Below are 21778 nucleotides of genomic sequence, written 5' to 3'. Positions count from 1 at the left end.
ATCGAGACCACATCATCAAAAGCATATGTTTTGGCATTAATCATAAAATAAAGACCTATTCCGATGAAAATAACGACTACTAAACCAATGATCCACTTCTTCAACCTAACTCCTCCTTCAATTCACGCCTTCCCTATACAAACAGCGAGGTCCAATCATCCTCCTCAGAGAATACTTGAATCCCATGCTGTTTCAGCAAGGCAGACGTCACACCGTCCCCAGCCTTTGTCTTACCGTTGAATTCTCCCCGATAGATCATCCGGCTTCCGCAAGAAGGGCTGTACTCTTTTAACACGACGGATGTTGCGCCAAGAGTCTGAACCTGCTTAAGCGTGTCTTGTGCACCTTTTACATACATCTCTGTCACATCTGTTCCATCAACATCAACAACAGCAGCCTGCCCCCGTAAGACATCATGACCATCTCCACCAATAATTTCTGCGGGAGGTCTTGGTGTAGAGAAGCCGCCAAGCAGCTCAGGGCAAACTGTTACCGCCTTTCCTTCCTGCACAAGCTCCTCGATACGTTGATCTAATCGATGGCTGCCATTATAACGGACCTTTAATCCCGCAAGACAAGCGCTGACAACGATCATGTATGTTCCTCATTTCTATGTATTGAACGTTTTTTGCTGACTTTAAAATAAATCCATAAAGGCAAACAGAGTATCGTGTACATCAGAAAGGGCAGAGCACAATACAAAACAGCCGCCCAAATGGACCCTTCAACTCCTATGATCCCAAAAAAATAAACAAATAATAGCAAGCTGACAAACAATCCGACGAACGGCATGATAAATACATATTTTTTGAAATTTTCCATCATCTCTTCCACCAACACGGTTCCCTCCCTCAATCATCATCACGAATAACGTCAATATATGTTAATTTTACCATAAAAAAACCGAAAGCATCTAGTTTATAGAAAGCTTTCGGTTCGTTTTTTATATCTTTTCCTTCCAAGTCTTTAAGAAGCGCTCGATAACCTGTAGCTCGCCTTCATTAAATTCATGGAGGAATTCTAAATAGGAGGAGACTGCCTGTTCATGAAGCTCATCATGCAGTGCCGCCAGCTGTGTACCTTCCTCTGTCAGTGAATAATAGACGGATTTCTTGTCACCTTGCCGGTGGCAATAGTCGACCATGCCTTTTTCGATGAGCTTTTTTACAGCCTTTGTAATGGCGGGTTTTGATAGTTTTAGTTGTTGTGAAAGAAATGTATTATTGGATTCGTTAGGGTTTGCTTGAATCATAGATAAAATATGAAGCTGTGTAAGTGTCCAATCTTGCTTGAGTGTATCAGTCGTGGTAATCAGTGGATCTGTTGGATCGTTCCGTTTCTTTTCCCTATGCATAATCAAATCTTGAATCGCTTTTAAGACAATCTGCTCGTTTGTTTCCATCTGAACCTCCACTCTTAACTGGTTAATAAAATGGTACTAATAATCAATAAAGGAGTCAAAAGAAATGTGGAGATGAGGAAAAGAATGGGTCATCAGACCTGATAAATAAAAGAACTTTTTTACTAGATTACAAGAGACGGCACAATTTCCTTTTCTTTGCTATCATTTATGATAGGTAACCCTCAATCAAAAAAAGAAGGTGAGAGAATGAAAACAGAGCAGCAAATGGCCATTCGCCAGTTAGAAGAAAAAATAAATTTGTTTTCTTCTGTTGTAAACGGATCGTTCCTATCAACAGAAGATTTCGTTCTATCAAACACGCATATATCAACTGACACGTTCAATTTATTATTACCGATTTCAGCGCACATACAAGATCAACAAAAAGTGGAAGCTGCCATCGAACAAATGCAGCAACAGCAGCTAGCATTCAGCACATGGATCACTCAAAGCCTGCTCCACCCCGATTGGTCGAATACCATGCAGAAATATGGGCTTCAAGAAGTGGAACGCAATACCATCATGATGCTTGAACATACAAACGACATCGATCAAAGGACCTCTCAATCGCTTACGATCAAGGAAGTGACTGACGATCAAACTTTTCTCGATTATCAACATTTATTTATCGAACTTTTCGAAGGATCACATGAGGCAATCTCTTTAAACAGCTATTTCCAGCGCTTTTCGATTGAACGATTACACCCGAGTACACGCATGTTCGTTGGATATGAACACAACAAACCGGTCACAACGGGCTTATTGATCGAAACAACAGACAGCTACGGTATTTATGATGTCATCACAAAGGCAGAACACCGCGGAAGAGGACTTGGCAGTGACATGTTTCATTACCTTCTGACCCAGACAGATAACAAACAAAAGTGTGTGATGTTACAAGCCTCAAATGACGGCAAACATATCTATCAGCGTGCCGGATTTCAACCAATTGGAGAAATGGTTATTTTTGAATAGAAGATGACATTTTTCCTGACGTATCAAGGGCAAAGAAAGGCATCCTGTCTCTTCTTTGCTTCCAACATCTCACCACAAAAATGAATGTACATTCATTTATTCCTTTGGTACATTTAAAAAAAGGAGCTGAAGAACAGATGGTTCGACCAGGCGATCAATTTCAAACAAGCAAAACCTATACGCATGAAGATGTGATCAAATTTGGCGAGATGACAGGTGATCTTGGCAAACACCATACCGAGCTAGATGATCAAGGCAGGCTCATGGTACACGGCTTTCTCACAGCAAGTCTAGCCACGAAGCTTGGCGGTCAGTTTCATTTTATCGGTCAAGAGATGACATGTACCTTCATACGCCCTGTTTATACAGGTGACACCATTACCTGTCAGATGGCCGTCACCAAGGTAGAACCCCTTGAAAAATACCATCGTGTCCACCTTTTTTCCCGGTATATCAATCAGCATGGAGAAGAAGTTATTACTGGTAAAAGTGAAGGTGTGGTTTTCAAAAAATAAAAAGCTGCCTATGATGAGGCAGCTAAACGATCTAATTCTCTTCTATTCAGCATGATGCTGACGATCCATATAAAGCGGCGGTCTCTTTAATGAAATCACTGCACAGCTAAAGGCAATCAGCACAAAAACAGCACCGAATTTAGCCAAATCAACAGATGAACCGGTCATTGTAAACATGACGCCACCCACTGCTGATCCAATGGAAATCCCAATTTGCAAAGCGGATGTATTTAAACTTTGCTGAATATCAGATGTCACAGGGTCTGTTTGAATCAAATAGCTCTGCAAAGCAGGTGTCAGTGCCCAGCTAAGAGCACCCCATAGGACAACCATCACCATAAAGAGCATAAACACTCCCGCTGTATAAGGAAGGATAAACATCACAATGGCAAACGCCATGGTCACAAGCAAAATGGCTTTTCCTGATCCTAGTTTGTCACTCAGCCAGCCGCCAAACCCATTCCCGCCAATCGACGCAAGCCCGAAGACCAAATAACAAATACTAATCCAAAACGGAGTCATATGCAGAACTTCCATCAGAAATGGCGTGAAATAAGAATACAGCATATAATGACCAGCAAGCATGAACAAGCTAATCAAATGTGCACTGAAAATTTTCGGATGCCCTAAAGAACGAATTTGTTCTTTAAGCGGTGTGACTTTTTCAACAGGCATTTTCTCCAATAGAAAATAAATGAGTACCATGGATATAGCTGACAGAATACTGATTCCTAAAAACATCACTCTCCAGCCAAAGCTCTCTGTAATAAAAATACCGATCGGTACACCGAGAACAAGTGATGAGCTAATCCCAATAAAAATCAGACCTAATGCTTTCGCTCGATGAGCTGGTTCCACCAGCTTGGCAGTAATCGTCAATGATAGTACCACAACAAGCGCCGTACTCATGGCAATCAAGACCCTAGAAATCATGACAAGGGCAAAGGTGGAACTAAAATATGTGAATACATTGCCTAATGTAAAGACCAATAATGCGATTAAATAAAGACGCTTTCGTTCGATTTTGGCTGTGACGGTCAGTAGCACCGGTGCTGAAATAGCATACACAATCGCAAATACCGTGATCAGCTGCCCAGCTGTCGCAAGAGACACATTGAGATCCTCTGCTAAACTTGGCAAAATGCCCCCGACCACAAGCTCAACTAATCCAACCGCAAAAGTAGAAACAGCTAATAAATAAACTCTCCAGTTCATGTCTAACATCCCTTCTCTATATCATGGCTTTCACTTTTGATACAGGGTGCAGACAAACAAAAAAACCCTGATTACAAAAAAGGAAAGCGCGCTTTTGTAATCAGGATTTATCGGATCCTGGTAGAAACCCTCAAACCATATTATTGAGGTTATACAAGTCTATTTTTTTCTTCAAATATATTAGCATAGCCTTCCATAACGTGCAAGCTGCAAAAATAGAAAATATCTGCCAATGGCTCTTCGACATAAACGACCTCAGAAGGGCATGAAATGAACTTGCGGACCAACTTGCTTTCTCCCCCATTTACAGGTAAACTGATGAAAAATCAACGAACAAGAATCAACGTAGATCTGGAATAGTAGCTTGAATCGATCTTTAACAGAGAGGGAACGGTGCTGAGAAGTTCCTACTGACATCTTCAAGTGAACCTGCCGATTTAGTTCTGTTTCATACAGCGGTTCATACCGTTATCATGATCGAGTGTAAAGCTGTGCTTTAAATTAGGGTGGTACCACCAGGAATGGTCCCTAACTTAAAGCACAGCTTTTTTGTTTTTTTAAAAGGAGGAAAAAGACCATGTCAAAGAAACAATTTGTTGAGAAAATTACAAGCATGGAAGACGACTTTGCCCAGTGGTATACAGATGTTGTCACAAAGGCGCGTCTCGTCGATTATTCAAGCGTTAGAGGCAGTATGATTATTCAGCCATACGGTTTTAAAATTTGGGAGAATATTCGCGACGAACTTGATCGTCAAATCAAAGAAACGGGTCACGAGAATGTCTATATGCCGCTCTTTATCCCAGAAAGCCTTCTCCAGCAGGAAAAAGATCATATCGAAGGCTTTGCTCCTGAAGTGGCGTGGGTGACACATGGCGGTGATTCGGAATTACAAGAAAGACTCTGCGTCAGACCAACCTCTGAAGTGCTGTTCGCTGAGCATTATAAAAACATCATTCATTCCTATCGTGATTTACCAAAGCTATATAACCAATGGGCCAATGTCGTCCGCTGGGAAAAGACAACACGTCCATTCCTTAGAACCCTTGAATTCCTCTGGCAGGAAGGGCACACTTGTCACGAGACAGAGCAAGAAGCGATTGAGGAAACAGAAAAAATGCTCCATGTCTATGCGTCTATTTGTGAAGAGCTTCTAGCGATCCCTGTCATTAAAGGAAGAAAAACAGAGAAAGAAAAATTCGCTGGCGCTCGCTTCACCTATACGGTTGAAAGCTTGATGCATGACGGAAAAGCCCTGCAAACCGCCACTTCTCACTTCTTCGGCAACGGATTTGCCAAGGCGTTTGGCATTGAATTTTTAAATCGAGAAGGAAAATTAGAGCATGTCCAGCAAACATCATGGGGCTTCACCACAAGAATCATTGGCGCTATGATCATGGTGCATGGCGATGACAGAGGACTTGTCCTGCCGCCAAACATTGCGCCAACCCAAGTACGTGTTGTGCCAATTGCTTCCCATAAAGAAGGTGTCCTCGATCATGCCTATGAATTAAAGGATCGACTCGCCCGCATCGCACGCGCTGACATCGATGCAAGTGATAAACAGCCTGGCTGGAAATTCAACGAATGCGAAATGCAGGGCATCCCATTACGCATAGAAGTAGGACCAAAGGATATGGAAAAAGGCCAGGTCATGCTCGCAAGACGAGACACTGGTGAAAAGCAAGCCGTCACGTTAGATGCACTTGAACAAACCATCACGTCCACGCTTGAAGACATTCAGCAGACGATGTACGAAAAAGCAAAAGAACGATTACATGAAAAAACATCAAACGCCCACACAATCGAAGACATCGAGCAGCTTCTTGCCGAAGAAAACAGGTTGATCAAAGCCATGTGGTGCGGTGATGAAGACTGCGAAAACGACATCAAAGAAAGAACAGGGGCGACATCACGCTGTATCCCGTTTGAACAAGAATCCGTTTCTGACACATGTGTCTGCTGCGGGAAACCAGCTTCTGATATGGTGTTCTGGGCAAAAGCCTACTAATCATATTTCAAATTGTCGACAAAGGGCTAAAATGAACTTTATTTTAGCCCTTTGTCTTCTTTTCAGCGTGACGGAAAGCCTTTGGACTCTAAGAAGGACGAGCACTTGCGCGGAGCAAAATTAAAAATCATGAGCGCCAGCATGCAGAGCTGACAAAGAATGCGAGGATTTGTCTGTACGCTGAAGCATCTTATACGATGCTTCTTTTTTTGTTAAAAAGAGCCAAATATCCATTGACCTCATTCACACAATCCCCTATAATTCATATTAATATAATCGGTTTTTAAGACTTTAACTGGAGTGGTGATCTATGAAGCGCTGGCTCTCAATTTTTAACGAACGCTGTCCAAAATGTAAAACAGCATTAGATGTCTCGAAGTCCAATGCCTTGCAAGGCAAAGTCGTGAAAACATGCCCCAATCTTCATTATCAAAAAGAGTACCACCCTGCACTTGAAACGTATATCGAGCACGATGACATGAAATAAAAAAAGACCAACACATGGAAAAGAGCCCTTGCTCTCAGTTGTTGGTCTTTTTCTTATAATAAATCCAGCCAGATTTTAATTGCTGTGGCTGTAATTATCACGGCAAGTGCCCATTGCAAATAAACGGCATTGATCTTCTGACCAATCTTCGCCCCAATCGGCGCAGCAATTAAACTGGCCGCCATTAAGACAAGAGCAGGCATGAACATGACTTGACCCGTCAGCACTTTCCCAGCAGATGCGCCGATCGCAGAGAGAAACGTAATCGCCAGAGACGAGGCAATCGTCATCCGCACAGGGATTTTGAGAATCGATAGCATCACCGGTACTAAAATAAAGGCACCGCCTGCACCTAATACACCCGATACACTTCCGATCACAAAAGCAATACCAGCCGCCAGTCCTTTATGAAAGGTCACTTCTTCATCCGCCTCTGCCCGCTGACCTTTTTTCGGAACAAGCATTAAAATGACAGCGACAATGGCAAGCAGACCATAGACTACATTGATGCCTTTCTCTGGAAGGAAATGTGATAAATAGCTGCCTAATAAACTCCCTGCCAATATACTGCTCCCCATATATAAAATCAATGGACGATGTAAAAATCCGCTTTTTCGATACGCCAGCACACCGCCGAGTGTCGAAAATAGGACTTGAATGGCACCAATCCCTGAAACCTCGTGTGCCGATAATGCCATCACTCCGACTAGAGGCGGGATATAAAGCAGCATGGGATAGTTGATCACCGATCCTCCTATTCCGACCATTCCTGATAAGAAGGAACCAATAAATCCGATGATAAATAAAGTAATGAAAAATGCAAAATCCACGCTGGTCTCCTCCTTTGCAAAAGGAAAAGGGGTTCCCTCATAGATACCCCTCTCCCCTTTAGGACCCTTTTCTCACCCAGAACTTCAGCACCTGTCCTTCATCCGTCTGCATGATCAATTCATGTCCGCTTGACTTAGCCCATGCAGTCAAATCAGCTTTGGCCCCTTTATCTGTTGCATGTATTTCTAATACTTGGCCTTCAGCCAAGTCGTTCATTTTTTTCTTCGTCCGAATAATCGGCATTGGGCATGCAAGCCCGGTTACGTCTAAAATGTGATCTGATGTCATCTGATCATCCCTCGCTTCTTTATTTTATTGAACATTATCGAATCGCACAACGGTTTGGACCAATTTCCATGTCTCGCTGCGCTTCCTCGTCTGGATGCAGCTTCCCCATATTGGTAGACCGAATGTCTTGATAAGCGTTTGGCTGTGCAGGAAGATCCTGCGTGACCATTTGTCTAAATACGTCTTCATCTTCAATGTTCAGCCCGTGATTTTCTTCAAACAAAGCGCCTAGCTCCTTCCAAACGCTCCCGTCTTCATTAAGCTCATCCACGATCATAAAATGTGCAGGCAGCACAATCAATTCTGCCGAAAGCGCCGTATATCGTGTATAAAGGGTTTCCCTCAAATCACCTACCCAGTCCTCCGCCATACCGGCTAGATCAGGTCTTCCGATCGAATCAATGAACAAAATATCACCTGAAAGGAGGTAACGGCCGTCTACGATAAAAGAGGTTGAACCAATCGTATGGCCCGGTGAATAAAGGGCATGAATATCAATCTCCGTCGCTCCAATCGTTACACGCTGTCCTTCTTCAAGGTGATTGTACGCAAATGTCACCTCTTCGGCGTCTTTTGGCGGCAGCCAGTAGATAGCGCCAGTCTGTTCAGCCAGCTTTTTCCCGCCAGATATATGGTCCGCATGAAGGTGCGTATCAAACACATGCGTCACTGTGACATGATGCTTTTTAGCAAATTGCGTATAGACCTCCGTCATTCTAGCTGCATCAATAATCGCAGCTTCCCCATTCGACATGATCATATAGGACAAGCAACCCTTGCCCATTCGCACAAATTGGTACAACTCTCCACCGCCAGTTAAATCACCGATCTTCACTGGCTCTAAATGCTCACTCCATGCCTTCATGCCGCCTTGCAAATAATGGACCGTTCTGCCTGCCTCTGACAGCATCTCTGCCACCATAATAGAGGAGCCTTCTTTCGCACAAACGACCAGTACATCTAGGTCATCCGGTATGTTCTCCACCATATCCTCTACGCCATCAAGAAGCTCAAAGTAAGGCACATTTAAATATTCAACGGCTTTCCCTTCAATTTTCCAGTCCTGCACATCTGTTTCGTTTCGTACATCCAACAAAAAGATCGGCTCTTTGTTGATGATCTTTTTTGTTAACTGTTCTGCTGTCATTGCTTTTACAGTCATCGGTTCATTCAGCTCCTATTTTTCAATCTCTCCTGTCCAGCTGTTCATGCCTGGCACTACATTGATCAATTGATGAAATCCTTTTTCTTTTAACTTTTGTGCGGCTAATTCACTTCTTCTGCCTGAATGACAGATGAGGTAAATGAGCGTCTCTCGGTTCAATTCTTCAGCACTTTGTTCCACCTCGCCAAGAGGGATGTGAACAGCTCCTGGAATATGACCCGCTTCATATTCATCCGGCTCTCGTACATCTAAAATAAACAATGACTGATCTTCTTTTACCTTCTGTTGAAACATGTTCAACGACATTTCCGAAATCATTGACTGCTCCTCCTCCTGTTTCGCTCCGCCTTTACGAATCAAATGATGAAGCACCTGTCCTTCTACTTTTGTTCCTAAAAATTCATGACCGGCGCTTTTTGACCAAGCTGCTAAATCCGCTGTAGACCCTTTATCGGTTGCTTGCACTTCAAGCACATCTCCTGGCAAGAGCTCATTCATTTGTTTTTTCGTTTTGACAATGGGCATTGGGCATGCCAATCCTTTTGCATCTAGAATTGCTGTTGGTTGCTGCATTGTTTTTCCTCCTTTTTATAGGGGTGGGGGTATATTTTAAAGCCTATTTATACCTATAATCGCCAAGCATTCATGCCACCCTTGATATTCGTAATGTGGGTAAATCCCTGTTTTTTTAACAATTTAGCCGCCTGCATACTTCTCATCCCGCTTTGGCAGATCACATAAATTTCTTTGTCTTTCTCAAGCTCATGCGCTCGATTCCTTAACTGTGGTAAGGGGATATTTTGAAATCCTTTTATATGATTTGTTTGAAACTCTAAAGGAGAACGTACGTCTATCAGCTGTTGATGCTGACTATGCAATTTAGGTTTCAGATGAGCTGCATCCATTTGTTTCACACCCCGTACAGGAAGAAAACGGCTCACAAGCAAAGCGATCACAATGATGAGCAAAAGCGTTTGAATCATGTATGAACACCTCCCTAGATAAATAAGTTCACATTCCCGATTTCTGCCTCTGCTAAATACGCTGCCACACCTGCATATTGAATGTCTGCTAGTAACTCGTTCTCCTGTAGCCCTAAAAGATCCATCGTCATCGTACATGCCACGAGGTTGATGTCTTGTTCCTTCGCCATATCAATGAGCTGCGGCAGGGTCATGGCATTGTGTTTGTTGATCACATGCTTAATCATCTTCGGTCCCATTCCTGCAAAATTCATCTTTGACAGCCCCATTCGATCAGCGCCACGCGGCATCATTTTGCCAAACATTTTTTCTAAAAATCCCTTCTTCAGTGACACCATCTCTTCCTTACGCAAGGCATTCAGCCCCCAAAAAGTATGAAAAATCGTCACCTCGTGATCATAAGCTGCTGCGCCATTTGCAATAATATAAGCGGCCATCGCTTTATCATAATCTCCACTAAATAAAACAATTGTTGTTCGTTTTTTCTGTTCCTCCATCATGATCCTCCTTATATAAATTACCCGTGGGGGTATATTGAAAACAAAAAAATATATACACATACCGGTAAGGGTATATTATAACAAGTAAAAAAATTCGTCAACCTTCAAAGGCTGAGGAATTTCTTACCGGCTTTTCACCAAGAGCTCAACCGCTTCTTTGACAAGCCCCTCTGTATCCTTGCCCTGCTCAAGACTTTCACGGACACACTGTTCAAGGTTTGTACTCACAATCACACCCATTGCCCGATCAATGGCATTGCGTGATGCAGACAGCTGCGTCACCACCTCGCGGCAATCCTTTCCCTGCTCCATCATCGCAAGAACCCCTTTAATCTGCCCTTCAATCCGGCGAAGACGATTCTTCATCTGCTGATTATATTCCACATTTAACACTCCTTTCTCTTTTCCCTATGATCAGATAGTATACCCTGATAGGTATTTAGTCAAACATGATGATGGTATTAAAAAGAAGAACTATTGATATAAATATCACAACAGTTCCTCAATTTTAAGTACTTTATTCTTCCAAAGATCGGGTAAATTTAGATTTCAAAATCTACAGGATACTATAGGGTTATAAAATCTCATTCCTTTTCCATATCACTTATTAAATCATACTTAGATAGATAAATTCCCCCACCTATCGAAAAAACAATACAGAGAATAGGAACTATAATTAGTGTCATAATAATTGAGACAACTGGAGGTAAACCAAACATAGGATGCCTAATCAGCATAAATTCATTCCCAAGTAGCATTGGATTATCTGAGAAAATGGAAAGAAATAAAATACAGATACAAATTATGAAACTATAAATTGTTTTAAAAATTAATGTTAAAAAAGCAAAGATAAAAGTAAAAAGAAATGTGCCAGCTATATTTAAGAGAATTGAATAAACAATAATTTGACTATAAGAGAATTGAAAGGACGAATATCTTAAAATACTTTCGCCGTAATCTGTCAAGTTATTTACTGTCCCCCCACTCAATTTCCAAACAAACCAGGTAAGGGACAATATTAATATGTAGAAGATAAATATTGCGGCACAACAAAATAATAGTTTGCTTACCCACATTTTAAATATTGACTTTGTTCTAACTCTAATAAAGGCACTATGGGCAAATAGATCTTCTTTTATAAAAGTATTGACCAATATTGCACCACTTAATTGAAATATAATCCATCCAAAAGGAAATTCAATTGTTTGTTGTTCGACAAGTTCAAAGGGAACACCTGCAAAGGTTTTACCAATAACATCCCAAAATGCAACATTACTTTTAGTTAAACTAATATGCAGAAAATAAAGGTAGTATAGGAAATTAAACAACCCTAGAATAGATATAATGATAAAAGTTTTTGTAGTTCTATGAAACCCAAGAATCATATCTCTTTTAAAAAGTAATAATAAACCAATCATGTAAAAAAGCCCTCTCTTATCAACTAACTAGAACATAGCATAACATAGCATTTTAAATAAAAAAATACAAAAAAAGGTGTATTTTTCTTTATTTTATTGTATAATTCTCACGTACCGGTACAAATTATGGTTTTAGTGGGGAAAATAGTGAAAAAGTTATTTACATTTTTTTTAATTTTAATAATGATATCTTTGATTAGTGCTTGTCAATCAAATAATTTCAATAACACCATAAAAGACAAAGCTCCAGATCCTTCTGTAAGTATAGAAGATTTGGATAATAGCACAAAGGATGATTCTAAAATATTCTATTTTGATACCGAACAAAAGCAAAGTCTTTTTAAAGTTATATTTTGGGAAAAGTTGAAAGAGGATCATTATTATCAAGGTCAGATAAAGAATAATGATGTGGCAATTGAAAATGTTTTCAAAGGAGAGGACATTGAAGTTGGACCACTTCCTAAAAATTATGAATTAGCGATGACCTTTAGTCAAAAAGAACCTCCCCCATCAAAAATCTTGGGAAAATTGAAAGATGATAGAGGAGTTACTCATCAATGGGAACAACCTTATGATAGATCAGATGTAGATCACGATTATTTAATTAATTTACCAACATTCAAAGGTCAGAAAGCAGAAATAGCATTAAGAATGATTTGGCTAAATAAAGATAATAATTGCATAGGTGTCGCAGATAAATACTTAATTGTAAGTAAACAATGAGGTGAAGACAGTTGAAAAACAAAATAATCATTAGCCTAACTTTAATTCTAGGAGTAACCTTTTCTACTATAGGAATTGTGCATGTCTATGCAGGAGAACCAAGTGGCAACTATAAAGATACTAATTATAATTTTAGATTTCTAAAAGGAAATCCATATGATGAGACAACATCTAGAACAAAATTTACTAAATCTTGGTATTATATGAACAGTGAAAAGAATAATACTTCTTATGTAGCCTGGGCCAGATCTAAAGGAAAAGATGTTTCAGATGGCCACTATTATACAATTAAGAAAAATTATAAAGGAGTACAACTCCTATACAATTTGGCAGTTGAAAAAACATTCTTGGGAATAGGATATCCGCCTGTTTCGATAGGTGCTAAGAAGAATGCAGCTGGTCATGCTAATGGCAAATGGAGTCCCGATTACGATCCAAAAAGCCCTTGATTCTATTAGGCTCTTTAAATTCAAAAGAGAACTATGTGACACAGCGACTCAGAATTAACTGAGTCGCTTCTATATTTAGTTTTAAATAAACGAAATGGAGAGAAACATGTTTTATTTGCTTATATTACGATTAATAAAGCGCCCTTCTTTTTACATATCATTAGCCATTGGTGCAATTTTAGCGATTGCTTATTTTTGGACAGAAGAAATGCCACTCAAAGAACATTTAGAACTTACAGGAGGAATTTCTTTTACCCCTTATACAAAATGGATGGGGATCGGTGGAATATCAGATTATCCAGCACTTTACATGTTCTTATTACCAATTTTGGCAACACTCCCATTTTCAGATCTGTACTCAAGAGATCGGTCAACTGGTTTTTTTCGCTTTTTAATTATTAGAGGAAAACAAAAACAATATTTCTTTAGTTTGTTTCTTATAAACTTTTTAGCAGGTATGCTCACAGCTGTCTTTCCCCTATTATTAAATATTTATTTGTCTTTCATGAGACTTCCAAATATAAAACCTGATAGAGCGATTAACAATGAGATGCCTTTAGACTCTGATAATACTTTCTTACCAGATCTATATTATACACATCCCTTTGTTCATATGCTTTTATATGTCATATTGATTGGTATTTTCTCTGGTATGTTCGCAAGTATAGCTTTGGGATTTGGAATGTTTATTAAAAAATCATTTGTTGTTCTAATTACACCTTTTGCAAGTTTATATGTCATAAACATGGTACTTTCAACACTAGGGCATCAGGAAATGATATCAACAAGCTTCTTGCAACAACAGGCTACAGATGGTGTGAGTCTAGCCAGTCTTGTTTTACACTTGTTTATCGGATTTATGTTAAGTTTTTCATTATACATTCTAGGGGTTAAAAAGAATGTTATTCGTTAAAGAACTACATATCGTTTTACTCGACATATGCCGTTATAAAGTGCGATTATTCATCTGGTTTTTTTGTTATTTGCTCTGTATTTTATATTTAGTCAAAGAAAGTATACCGCAACATGGAATAATGGGAATACCACAATCTTTAAATTTATTTTTCTCTTCCTATACATTTATTTTTCCCGTATTACCCCTTTTTCTAATGTTTTTTTCATTTGGAATCGTACCTTTTTTCGACTCTTCTCGTTTTGTTCGTTATCAAAAAAGAGAAAAAGTATTTTTATCGTTATTATTACGTGTCTTTTGGATCTGTCTAATATTCACTCTCATATACCTAATCGGTGGTTTCCTTCTGGGTGGCTTCCTGTCAGGAAGGTGGAACAACGTTTGGCTGTCTACAAAAGGAGCTCCATACTTAATATATGGCGATCAACTACCTTTAGATGAATACTTTTCATCTAATATCATGTTAATTAGATATCTGATTACAAGTTTATTGGTATTCCATCTGATCGGACTATTTGTTGTGGTTTGCTATTTGTTAAGTAAAAATTATATATACAGCTTTATTATCATTTCATCTGCTGTGATTCTTGATAAAATGCTTAATATTTATTTTGGTTTTTCTTTCATTAATGACTCACTGTCATTAGAAATGACATCTTGGCTTATACCAGGTTTATTTTCTAGAATGATTTATTTATTTAGTGGTTTTGGATTACTTTTTACTTTTCTAGCATATAAAATTTTTATCAAACAAGATTTTTTAACTGAATACGGCAATGATCATGAAAAAGAATATTAATCGAGGTGAAACTCATGTCAGAAGAATATATTAAAATTGAGGCATTAAACAAATTTATTAAAAAAAACCAAGTCCTTAAGAATATTAACTTATCATTACAAAAGGGGAATATTTATGGTTTTCGTGGACCTAATGGATCCGGAAAAACAATGTTGTTTCGTGTATTATCCGGATTAGTAAAACCAAGTGATGGAAAAGTAACTGTAGGTGGGAAACAATTACACAGAGACATCTCATTTCCCGAAAATGTTGGAATATTAATAGAGTATCCTGGTTTTATCCCAGAATATACTGGTTTTGCTAACCTAAAATTACTCTCTATGATTCAGAATAAAATTAACGATAACGAAATTTCTGCTGTGATTTCTCGTGTAGGGCTTGATCCAAATGACAAAAGAAAGTTTAAAAAGTATTCTCTTGGGATGAAACAACGTTTGGGAATAGCTCAAGCAATTATGGAAAAACCGGATTTGCTCATTTTAGACGAACCTACTAATGCTTTAGATGAGAAAGCAGTCGAAATAGTACATCAATTACTCGTAACATTAAAAAATGAAGGTAAAACAATTTTGATCGCTAGCCATGATAAAGAAACTCTTCAAAAGGTTTCAGATACGATTTATGATATTGAATCTGGTGAAATTATAAAAGAAACGATTGTTGATAGGGATAAAGAAAAATGAGAAAAAAAGTAATAGTAATTTCAGTGATGACTATAATTTTTATCTTAATCAGCATGTTCCGCTATCAACAAGTGAATAGTGAATACTCCAACTATAAAGTAACAGAAAAAAACCTTACGACAAATGAAACGTTTGAATTTCTAAAAATAAGTCATACGTTTAAAAAAGCTAAGAAAATTAATACCATTGATGAAATGAGAAATAAAATAACTGAATACCGCATACCATTTACATTAAAAAATAAAACAAACGATAAACTTCCCCTACATCCTGAATTTTATAGAATGATGAGGGGAGAGGAAGAAACCCAGACCATAGACTTTATTAATAATAAAACAGGCAAAAGAGTTAAAGATATTAAGCCTCATCAATATATAAGCGGTACCGTCACCTTTACATTTGCAAATAATGGTGAGGGAAATTTAAAAACGCCTAAACTCCATATGATCGGGAGTGATGGAATATCAGTTGAGAAATTCATTGTGAAAATTGATTACTTCAAGTAGCATATACTATTCAAATCAAAAGAAATACGTCCTTTTGTCCTCTTCTACTTTAAGAGGATTTTTTATATAAAAAGGCGAAGTTTTACTAAAGTTAAAGTACGAAGGAATTTAATATATGAAAGCAGATGAATTCATGCCAAACAATCAAAAATCCACCCCACTCCACTGAAAAATCACCATACCTCCTTCAGCACAGCACACACACAATGCCTTCATCCAAATACAAATAACCAATTGCTACTATACTAGTTGTTTTTTAAAATCTACACAAAGTTAAAGAAGTATTCTTTGAATCAGCTCTATTCTTCTCTCCAAACAATAGCTACCCTTCAATTAAACGTTTTAACTTAAGCTCCGTTTCAGTATCCTCAACGGGTGTATAGACACTGCATCTTAAATCAGTATCCCCATACACTTGTAATGAAGTGAGATTAAACAACATTTTACCTGCCTTAGCATGACGAAATTCAATTAATACTTCAGGTGCATAGCTGATCTCATTTTCATTCCATATTTTACGAAACTCAGGATATGCCTGCTCCATTTCTTCTATAAATTGCTCATACCATTCATCCGCCACATACTGTCCATAATACGTTCTAAATATGGCGATATATCCTCTTACAAAATGCTCCCAATTCACGGCTAAACTTTTAAATTCCTTTCTTGAGAATAGTAAGCGGATAATATTTCTTTCTGCCGGGATGATTTGTTCAAAGTCCAAAAATACATTAGCTGCTGCTTGATTCCACCCAACAATCTGACTTCTTCTATCAGATATAATCGTTGGACAATAACGAAGCTCCTGCAAAATTTTCACTAAAGCCGGACTGATTTCCTTCTCATTCTCAATGATATAGGATTGTTTCACACCTTCCTCTAATGCTAAAGCGTACAAATATCTCCTTTCATCGTTATTTAATTGTAATGCACTAGAAATAGCATCTAATACCGAAGTAGATACTTTTATATCTCTGCCTTGCTCTAACCATGTATACCAAGTAAGACTCACACCGGCTAGTTGAGCTACTTCTTCTCTTCTGAGCCCTGGTGTTCTTCGGCGGGTTCCTACAGGTAAACCAACCATTTGAGGCGTAATTTTTGAACGTTGGTTTTTTAGAAATTCTGATAATGCTTGAAGTCTTGTTTCAGGTTTCATTCAGATCTCCCTTTAAAATATTATTCATTATACTAGGATAAACAACAACTTGTAATAGGATAACACAATGGCTAAAGTTAATAAAAACAAGGAGGGAATGATCATGAAAAGAGTTGTCATTACTGGAATGGGAGTTATTTCTCCACTTGGAAATGATATAGATAGCTTTTGGAATCAACTCGTTAAAGGACAATCGGGAATATCTCACATTGATTCTTTTGATACGACTGATTATAAAACAAAAATAGCTGGAATCGTTCGTGATTTCGATGCAGATGAAATATTAGGGAGAAAAGAAGCAAAACGATTAGATCGTTTTAGTCAGTTTGCCTTAGCAGCAGCCGAACAAGCATTAGAACATTCACAATTACAGTTAGATCAAGTAGATCTTGAACGTTTAGGCGTATATGTTGGTTCAGGAATCGGGGGCATACAATCGCTTGTTGATCAGGTGAATGTATTAGATAAACGAGGTCCATCGAGAGTAAGCCCCAGCCTTGTCCCCATGATGATTTCAAATGCAGCTGCGGCCCAAATCAGCATTAAATTAGGCGCACAAGGGCCATCATTGTCTCCAGTCACAGCTTGTTCTATCGGGAATACCTCTATTGGTGAAGCTTTCAATGCGATCCGAAATGATGAAGCAGATATTATATTTGCCGGTGGAGCAGAAGCTGCCGTCAATCAGATATCTTTGGCTAGCTTTGGAAACGCACATGCACTATCTACTAGAAACCAAGACCCAAGTCGAGCCAGCCGTCCATTCCATACAGATAGAGATGGCTTTGTTATGAGTGAAGGTGCAGGTATCTTAGTATTAGAATCATTAGAAAACGCAATTCATAGAGATGCGCCGATATTATGTGAAGTAGTGGGATACGGGGCTAGTTCAGATGCACATCATATGGTCGCTTCACACCCAGAAGGTAGGGGTGCCTACTTAGCCATGAAGAAAGCATTGAGAAGTGCAGATATATCAACAAGTGAAATCGATGTTATTAGTGCTCATGCAACAAGTACACAAGTAGGTGATCGTTCAGAAGTTCTAGCGATTAAGAAATTATTTGGTGATCGTTCAGGTGAAATTCCAACAACGGCGAACAAGTCAATGACTGGGCACATGTTTGGTGCTGCTGGCGGAGTAGAAGCGATTGCTTTAGTGGAAAGTTTGAGACGAGGATTGATTCCGCCAACTATTAATGTAGAGAAACAAGATCCAGATTGCAATTTAGATGTTGTATTAGAAGCGAGACAGCTTCCATTGAAATATGGGCTATCCAATTCTTTTGGTTTTGGAGGACATAATTCAGCCATCTTGTTAAAACATTACGATTGAAGTAGTGAAAAGGTGAAATAATGACAAAACAAGGGTTTATAGTCCTTGATTTGTCATGATGGGAAAACCTCACAGACAATTGATGACGGACCTCAGCTATCTGATATATTCATTATATTCCTGTTTAGACGGTTTTGAGGATGAAGATAAGGATGAGAACGCCCATAATATTTTAAAAGTAAGGAAACTATCTCATTAGCCTCCTTACTTTTATATCAATACACTATTATTGAATACTAAATAGCCTTAATCCCATTTTTCCATATGTACTTTTAATTCTGGTATACTTAATATCCTTTGTAACTCTGTATCATTTTCCGTATCTATATAACTTTCTTCTTCATGAGAAGATGTAACCAGCCAATCTTCTCCATTTTTGAAGAAGGACAAGTCTTCTGGTAAATTTGGTTGCTCCCAATCATATAAAGAATTTGCGAATTCTTTTAGAATACTCTTCGCATTTTCATCTGTATAATAGTAATAAACTTTTGCTGTATTGTTTAATAGTATTGTGCTAGCCCATTCTGATTGTTCTTTCATCTCTTTCAATGAACTTTCAAGTTTTTTTAGGAAGGGATCAAAAGATTTTAAAGATCCCATATCTTTTCTTAAAACTAAATGAAACTCATCACAAATTTCGAAAGCCAAATCAATTAATTTGGAGTACTGCTCACCTTTTGGATTTTGATCAATAACTAACATATTTACACCTTCTCATATACCAATTTTTTAGATTTTTTGAATGTATGTTCTTTTATGCTTCTTAAACTCAGATTATGTAACATAAGTAACTCCTGTAATAGTCACCGCTAGACCTATTGAAATTAAATGTGCTAAAAGTGCTTCTCCACCAAACGAAGAGATTACTAGAATGAATAGTATATATTTATTTCCAACACCACTTTTAACACATATTTTCATAAAAACACAAAGCTATTATAACAACTTGTTATTAATAATTAAATATACACAAAATAAATATAGCAATAAATTCCATTTAAAAGGCATTAATATAGGTTTTCATAATTAATGAAGTGAATAAAAGAATTGAAAACAAATCTATCGAAAGTTAAAATTTCCACAGCAGTCCCTATAAATCTTTGACCTAATTATAGTTTTTTGATTTTTGCTCAGTTTCAAAATAAAGAACTATCGGTTATTATCCTACGTAACTTTTTTGAAGTAGTACTATCTAAATTCAAATGAAATTCCTTAAGCCCATCACCCTTTACACTCAAAAAGATTTGATCAATTATTTTATTTACTCATTTGATAAATAAATATAAAAGGAGGAGATTCCATGTCTACTAACAATAAACCGAACAGATTAATCACTGAAAAATCACCCTACCTCCTTCAACACGCCCACAACCCAGTTCACTGGTACCCGTGGGGGCAAGAAGCCTTCGACAAAGCGAAACGTGAAAATAAACCAGTGCTTGTCAGCATCGGCTATGCCACTTGCCACTGGTGCCACGTCATGGCACACGAAAGCTTTGAAGATCAACAAGTCGCTGACATCCTAAACGAGCATTTCATTTCAATCAAGGTCGATCGTGAAGAGCGTCCAGATATTGACTCGATGTATATGTCCGTTTGTCAGATGATGACGGGGCAAGGAGGCTGGCCGCTCAACGTGTTTGTCACGCCTGATCAAAAGCCTTTTTATGCGGGGACATACTTTCCAAAAAGAAGTGCTTACGGCCGTCCCGGCTTCATTGAAGCACTGACGCAATTGCTGGATGCGTATCACAACGACCGAGATCATATTGAATCATTGGCAGAAAAGGCAACAAATAATTTGCGGATCAAGGCAGCAGGGCAGACAGAAAATACGCTCACTCAGGAGTCGATTCACAAAGCCTATTATCAGCTCATGAGCAGCTTTGATACGCTGTATGGCGGCTTCGGTTCTGCGCCTAAATTTCCTGCGCCGCATATGCTCACGTTTCTCATGCGTTATTTTGAATGGACAGGGCAAGAAAATGCGTTATATGCTGTCACAAAAACGTTAAACGGCATGGCAAACGGCGGTATTTATGATCATATTGGTTCTGGATTTACTCGATATTCAACAGATGAAAAATGGCTTGTGCCGCATTTTGAAAAGATGCTGTACGATAACGCCTTGCTGATAGATGCCTACACCGAAGCCTATCAAATCACTCAACACCATGAGTACGAAAAGCTTGTCCAAGACCTCATTCAATTTATTAAACGAGACATGATGAATCGTGACGGCTCTTTTTATTCCGCAATCGATGCCGATTCAGAAGGAAAAGAAGGGCAATATTACGTTTGGACAAAAGAGGAGATCATGACCCATTTAGGTGATGACCTCGGCACTTTATTTTGTGCGGTCTACCACATCACAGAGGAAGGAAATTTTGAAGGACAGAACATCCCTCATACCATTTCCACCTCATTTGATGACATCAAAGCAGCATATTCAATCGACGACAAAACCCTTCATTCCAAACTGCAATCCGCTCGACACATCTTACTCACTGTAAGACAGCAGCGACCTGCACCGCTAATCGATGACAAGGTACTCACATCGTGGAATGCGCTGATGATCTCCGCACTTGCCAAAGCAGGGAGTGTCTTTCATGAAAAAGAGGCTATCCGCATAGCAAAACAGGCAATGTCTTTTCTAGAAACACACCTCGTCCAGCAGGAACGGCTCATGGTCCGCTACAGGGAAGGGGACGTAAAGCATCTAGGCTTTATCGAGGATTATGCGCACATGCTCACAGCGTATATGTCTTTATACGAAGCGACCTTTGACCTAGATTGGCTGACAAAAGCCAGAGCCGTTGCTGAAAATATGTTTGAACTGTTTTGGGATGAGCAAATCGGGGGCTTTTTCTTCTCAGGCTCAGATGCAGAAGCGCTTATTGTTCGTGAAAAAGAAGTATACGACGGGGCCATGCCGTCTGGTAACAGTACTGCACTCCAACAGCTTCTGAAACTAAGCAGAATGATCGGACGTCAAGACTGGATCGAAACACTAGAGAAGATGTTCAGCGCCTTTTACGTCGATGTCTCTTCCTATCCAAGCGGACATACCGCCTTTTTACAAGGACTATTAAGCCAATATGCCGTCAAACGAGAAATCATTATTCTCGGGAAAAAGGGCGATCCGCAAAAAGAACAGCTTCTACAAGCATTGCAAAAACGATTCATGCCATTTGATCTCATTTTAACTGCCGAAACAGGGCAAGAATTAGCAAGGCTCGCACCTTTTGCAAAAGATTACAAAACGATCAACGACAGCACGACGGTCTATATTTGTGAAAACTACAGCTGCCGCCAGCCGATCACCAATCTCGACGAAGCGATGGAACAATTATTCCAAACTTGAGCTGTCATATGATGACTATGAGAAGACAAAATGAGGACAAACAGATAAAAAACATG

Annotated in this window: 26 protein-coding genes and 1 riboswitch; of the genes, 12 read left to right on the top strand and 14 right to left on the bottom strand. The window is 38.9% G+C overall.

Annotated features, from left to right (window positions below):
* Positions 1-133 precede the first annotated feature (133 nt).
* Entirely contained in the window at positions 134-595 is a 462-nt protein-coding gene (locus V7L95_RS08475) for a DUF523 domain-containing protein (RefSeq protein WP_076822575.1), read from the bottom strand.
* Positions 596-943: 348 nt separating this feature from the next.
* Entirely contained in the window at positions 944-1402 is a 459-nt protein-coding gene (locus V7L95_RS08470; protein ID WP_076822571.1) for a MarR family transcriptional regulator, read from the bottom strand.
* A gap of 207 nt (positions 1403-1609) precedes the next feature.
* Here V7L95_RS08470 and V7L95_RS08465 point away from each other — a divergent pair, with 207 nt between their 5' ends.
* Together V7L95_RS08465 and V7L95_RS08460 are read left to right on the top strand one after the other, a co-directional pair.
* Positions 1610-2377 carry a GNAT family N-acetyltransferase gene (locus tag V7L95_RS08465; RefSeq protein ID WP_017358729.1) on the top strand — a complete coding sequence of 256 codons (768 nt, stop codon included), beginning with the start codon at positions 1610-1612 and terminating at the stop codon, positions 2375-2377.
* 137 nt (positions 2378-2514) lie between these two features.
* Entirely contained in the window at positions 2515-2892 is a 378-nt protein-coding gene (locus tag V7L95_RS08460; protein WP_017358728.1) for a hotdog domain-containing protein, read from the top strand.
* A 42-nt stretch (positions 2893-2934) separates the two neighbouring features.
* On the opposite strand, the gene V7L95_RS08455 is transcribed toward V7L95_RS08460, so the two are convergent.
* The gene (locus V7L95_RS08455; RefSeq protein WP_017358727.1) at positions 2935-4107 is read right to left on the bottom strand and encodes an MFS transporter; all 1173 of its coding nucleotides are present in this window, start codon (positions 4105-4107) and stop codon (positions 2935-2937) included.
* A gap of 77 nt (positions 4108-4184) precedes the next feature.
* Positions 4185-4284, bottom strand: a riboswitch (purine riboswitch).
* A gap of 400 nt (positions 4285-4684) precedes the next feature.
* Here V7L95_RS08455 and proS point away from each other — a divergent pair.
* Positions 4685-6118: a proline--tRNA ligase gene (proS, locus tag V7L95_RS08450; protein WP_017358725.1), complete on the top strand. Its 1434-nt coding sequence runs from the start codon at positions 4685-4687 to the stop codon at positions 6116-6118.
* Between the two features lie 120 nt (positions 6119-6238).
* Here the strand turns inward: proS and V7L95_RS08445 are convergent, their stop codons facing one another.
* Positions 6239-6361 carry a hypothetical protein gene (locus tag V7L95_RS08445; RefSeq protein ID WP_017358724.1) on the bottom strand — a complete coding sequence of 41 codons (123 nt, stop codon included), beginning with the start codon at positions 6359-6361 and terminating at the stop codon, positions 6239-6241.
* A 67-nt stretch (positions 6362-6428) separates the two neighbouring features.
* Between V7L95_RS08445 and V7L95_RS08440 the strand changes: the two genes are divergently transcribed.
* Complete coding sequence (locus V7L95_RS08440) at positions 6429-6605, top strand: hypothetical protein (RefSeq protein WP_017358723.1); 177 nt, start codon at positions 6429-6431, stop codon at positions 6603-6605.
* Between the two features lie 53 nt (positions 6606-6658).
* Here V7L95_RS08440 and V7L95_RS08435 read toward each other — a convergent pair whose 3' ends face one another.
* The 8 genes from V7L95_RS08435 to V7L95_RS08400 form a co-directional block, all read right to left on the bottom strand.
* Positions 6659-7435, bottom strand: coding sequence for a sulfite exporter TauE/SafE family protein (locus V7L95_RS08435; protein WP_340968837.1), 777 nt, complete (start codon positions 7433-7435; stop codon positions 6659-6661).
* 58 nt (positions 7436-7493) lie between these two features.
* Entirely contained in the window at positions 7494-7724 is a 231-nt protein-coding gene (locus tag V7L95_RS08430) for a sulfurtransferase TusA family protein (RefSeq protein ID WP_017358721.1), read from the bottom strand.
* A 34-nt stretch (positions 7725-7758) separates the two neighbouring features.
* Positions 7759-8886: an MBL fold metallo-hydrolase gene (locus tag V7L95_RS08425; RefSeq protein ID WP_017358720.1), complete on the bottom strand. Its 1128-nt coding sequence runs from the start codon at positions 8884-8886 to the stop codon at positions 7759-7761.
* Between the two features lie 15 nt (positions 8887-8901).
* Positions 8902-9462 (bottom strand): sulfurtransferase TusA family protein, encoded by a 561-nt coding sequence (locus tag V7L95_RS08420; RefSeq protein WP_017358719.1) that lies wholly within the window; start codon positions 9460-9462, stop codon positions 8902-8904.
* A 53-nt stretch (positions 9463-9515) separates the two neighbouring features.
* Positions 9516-9872: a rhodanese-like domain-containing protein gene (locus V7L95_RS08415; RefSeq protein ID WP_017358718.1), complete on the bottom strand. Its 357-nt coding sequence runs from the start codon at positions 9870-9872 to the stop codon at positions 9516-9518.
* A 14-nt stretch (positions 9873-9886) separates the two neighbouring features.
* On the bottom strand, positions 9887-10369 hold the full coding sequence (locus tag V7L95_RS08410) for a DsrE/DsrF/DrsH-like family protein (RefSeq protein WP_017358717.1): 483 nt from the start codon (positions 10367-10369) through the stop codon (positions 9887-9889).
* 126 nt (positions 10370-10495) lie between these two features.
* A complete protein-coding gene (locus tag V7L95_RS08405) occupies positions 10496-10756 on the bottom strand; it encodes a metal-sensitive transcriptional regulator (protein WP_003217059.1) in 261 nt (86 codons plus the stop codon).
* A 200-nt stretch (positions 10757-10956) separates the two neighbouring features.
* Positions 10957-11790, bottom strand: coding sequence for a hypothetical protein (locus V7L95_RS08400; protein WP_008359322.1), 834 nt, complete (start codon positions 11788-11790; stop codon positions 10957-10959).
* Between the two features lie 147 nt (positions 11791-11937).
* Between V7L95_RS08400 and V7L95_RS08395 the strand changes: the two genes are divergently transcribed.
* From V7L95_RS08395 to V7L95_RS08370, 6 genes are all read left to right on the top strand, one after another.
* Positions 11938-12513 (top strand): hypothetical protein, encoded by a 576-nt coding sequence (locus V7L95_RS08395; RefSeq protein WP_017358716.1) that lies wholly within the window; start codon positions 11938-11940, stop codon positions 12511-12513.
* 11 nt (positions 12514-12524) lie between these two features.
* Positions 12525-12962, top strand: a complete 438-nt coding sequence (locus V7L95_RS08390) for a hypothetical protein (protein WP_008359326.1) — start codon at positions 12525-12527, stop codon at positions 12960-12962.
* A gap of 106 nt (positions 12963-13068) precedes the next feature.
* Positions 13069-13875: a hypothetical protein gene (locus V7L95_RS08385; RefSeq protein WP_008359329.1), complete on the top strand. Its 807-nt coding sequence runs from the start codon at positions 13069-13071 to the stop codon at positions 13873-13875.
* Positions 13862-14674, top strand: coding sequence for a hypothetical protein (locus tag V7L95_RS08380; RefSeq protein ID WP_008359331.1), 813 nt, complete (start codon positions 13862-13864; stop codon positions 14672-14674). Before V7L95_RS08385 ends, V7L95_RS08380 begins: the two co-directional genes overlap by 14 nt.
* 14 nt (positions 14675-14688) lie before the next feature.
* The gene (locus tag V7L95_RS08375) at positions 14689-15357 is read left to right on the top strand and encodes an ATP-binding cassette domain-containing protein (RefSeq protein WP_008359334.1); all 669 of its coding nucleotides are present in this window, start codon (positions 14689-14691) and stop codon (positions 15355-15357) included.
* Entirely contained in the window at positions 15354-15863 is a 510-nt protein-coding gene (locus V7L95_RS08370; protein WP_008359336.1) for a hypothetical protein, read from the top strand. The genes V7L95_RS08375 and V7L95_RS08370 overlap by 4 nt, the downstream gene beginning before the upstream one ends.
* Before the next feature lie 322 nt (positions 15864-16185).
* On the opposite strand, the gene V7L95_RS08365 is transcribed toward V7L95_RS08370, so the two are convergent.
* Positions 16186-17022 carry a helix-turn-helix transcriptional regulator gene (locus tag V7L95_RS08365; RefSeq protein ID WP_007498488.1) on the bottom strand — a complete coding sequence of 279 codons (837 nt, stop codon included), beginning with the start codon at positions 17020-17022 and terminating at the stop codon, positions 16186-16188.
* Positions 17023-17125: 103 nt separating this feature from the next.
* Here V7L95_RS08365 and fabF point away from each other — a divergent pair, with 103 nt between their 5' ends.
* A complete protein-coding gene (gene fabF, locus V7L95_RS08360) occupies positions 17126-18358 on the top strand; it encodes a beta-ketoacyl-ACP synthase II (RefSeq protein ID WP_076822566.1) in 1233 nt (410 codons plus the stop codon).
* A 246-nt stretch (positions 18359-18604) separates the two neighbouring features.
* Here fabF and V7L95_RS08355 read toward each other — a convergent pair whose 3' ends face one another.
* Complete coding sequence (locus V7L95_RS08355; RefSeq protein WP_017358713.1) at positions 18605-19060, bottom strand: hypothetical protein; 456 nt, start codon at positions 19058-19060, stop codon at positions 18605-18607.
* Positions 19061-19658: 598 nt separating this feature from the next.
* On the opposite strand from V7L95_RS08355, the gene V7L95_RS08350 reads away from it, so the two are divergent.
* On the top strand, positions 19659-21722 hold the full coding sequence (locus V7L95_RS08350) for a thioredoxin domain-containing protein (protein ID WP_340968826.1): 2064 nt from the start codon (positions 19659-19661) through the stop codon (positions 21720-21722).
* Positions 21723-21778 lie beyond the last annotated feature (56 nt).

The sequence above is a fragment of the Bacillus sp. PPSBB_11 genome (assembly GCF_038023285.1).
Taxonomy (GTDB): Bacteria; Bacillota; Bacilli; order Bacillales; family Bacillaceae; genus Bacillus; species Bacillus altitudinis.
The sequence above is the reverse complement of the archived record's forward strand: the minus strand, read 5'-3'. Positions and strand labels throughout refer to the sequence as shown.

Bases quoted from the DNA above. Each gene is read 5' to 3' on its own strand.
- V7L95_RS08475 (WP_076822575.1), bottom strand. From the start codon at position 595: ATGATCGTTGTCAGCGCTTGTCTTGCGGGATTAAAGGTCCGTTATAAT.
- V7L95_RS08470 (WP_076822571.1), bottom strand. From the start codon at position 1,402: ATGGAAACAAACGAGCAGATTGTCTTAAAAGCGATTCAAGATTTGATT.
- V7L95_RS08465 (WP_017358729.1), top strand. From the start codon at position 1,610: ATGAAAACAGAGCAGCAAATGGCCATTCGCCAGTTAGAAGAAAAAATA.
- V7L95_RS08460 (WP_017358728.1), top strand. From the start codon at position 2,515: ATGGTTCGACCAGGCGATCAATTTCAAACAAGCAAAACCTATACGCAT.
- V7L95_RS08455 (WP_017358727.1), bottom strand. From the start codon at position 4,107: ATGAACTGGAGAGTTTATTTATTAGCTGTTTCTACTTTTGCGGTTGGA.
- proS (WP_017358725.1), top strand. From the start codon at position 4,685: ATGTCAAAGAAACAATTTGTTGAGAAAATTACAAGCATGGAAGACGAC.
- V7L95_RS08445 (WP_017358724.1), bottom strand. From the start codon at position 6,361: ATGAGGTCAATGGATATTTGGCTCTTTTTAACAAAAAAAGAAGCATCG.
- V7L95_RS08440 (WP_017358723.1), top strand. From the start codon at position 6,429: ATGAAGCGCTGGCTCTCAATTTTTAACGAACGCTGTCCAAAATGTAAA.
- V7L95_RS08430 (WP_017358721.1), bottom strand. From the start codon at position 7,724: ATGACATCAGATCACATTTTAGACGTAACCGGGCTTGCATGCCCAATG.
- V7L95_RS08425 (WP_017358720.1), bottom strand. From the start codon at position 8,886: ATGACTGTAAAAGCAATGACAGCAGAACAGTTAACAAAAAAGATCATC.
- V7L95_RS08420 (WP_017358719.1), bottom strand. From the start codon at position 9,462: ATGCAGCAACCAACAGCAATTCTAGATGCAAAAGGATTGGCATGCCCA.
- V7L95_RS08415 (WP_017358718.1), bottom strand. From the start codon at position 9,872: ATGATTCAAACGCTTTTGCTCATCATTGTGATCGCTTTGCTTGTGAGC.
- V7L95_RS08410 (WP_017358717.1), bottom strand. From the start codon at position 10,369: ATGGAGGAACAGAAAAAACGAACAACAATTGTTTTATTTAGTGGAGAT.
- V7L95_RS08400 (WP_008359322.1), bottom strand. From the start codon at position 11,790: ATGATTGGTTTATTATTACTTTTTAAAAGAGATATGATTCTTGGGTTT.
- V7L95_RS08385 (WP_008359329.1), top strand. From the start codon at position 13,069: ATGTTTTATTTGCTTATATTACGATTAATAAAGCGCCCTTCTTTTTAC.
- V7L95_RS08380 (WP_008359331.1), top strand. From the start codon at position 13,862: ATGTTATTCGTTAAAGAACTACATATCGTTTTACTCGACATATGCCGT.
- V7L95_RS08375 (WP_008359334.1), top strand. From the start codon at position 14,689: ATGTCAGAAGAATATATTAAAATTGAGGCATTAAACAAATTTATTAAA.
- V7L95_RS08370 (WP_008359336.1), top strand. From the start codon at position 15,354: ATGAGAAAAAAAGTAATAGTAATTTCAGTGATGACTATAATTTTTATC.
- V7L95_RS08365 (WP_007498488.1), bottom strand. From the start codon at position 17,022: ATGAAACCTGAAACAAGACTTCAAGCATTATCAGAATTTCTAAAAAAC.
- fabF (WP_076822566.1), top strand. From the start codon at position 17,126: ATGAAAAGAGTTGTCATTACTGGAATGGGAGTTATTTCTCCACTTGGA.
- V7L95_RS08355 (WP_017358713.1), bottom strand. From the start codon at position 19,060: ATGTTAGTTATTGATCAAAATCCAAAAGGTGAGCAGTACTCCAAATTA.
- V7L95_RS08350 (WP_340968826.1), top strand. From the start codon at position 19,659: ATGTCTACTAACAATAAACCGAACAGATTAATCACTGAAAAATCACCC.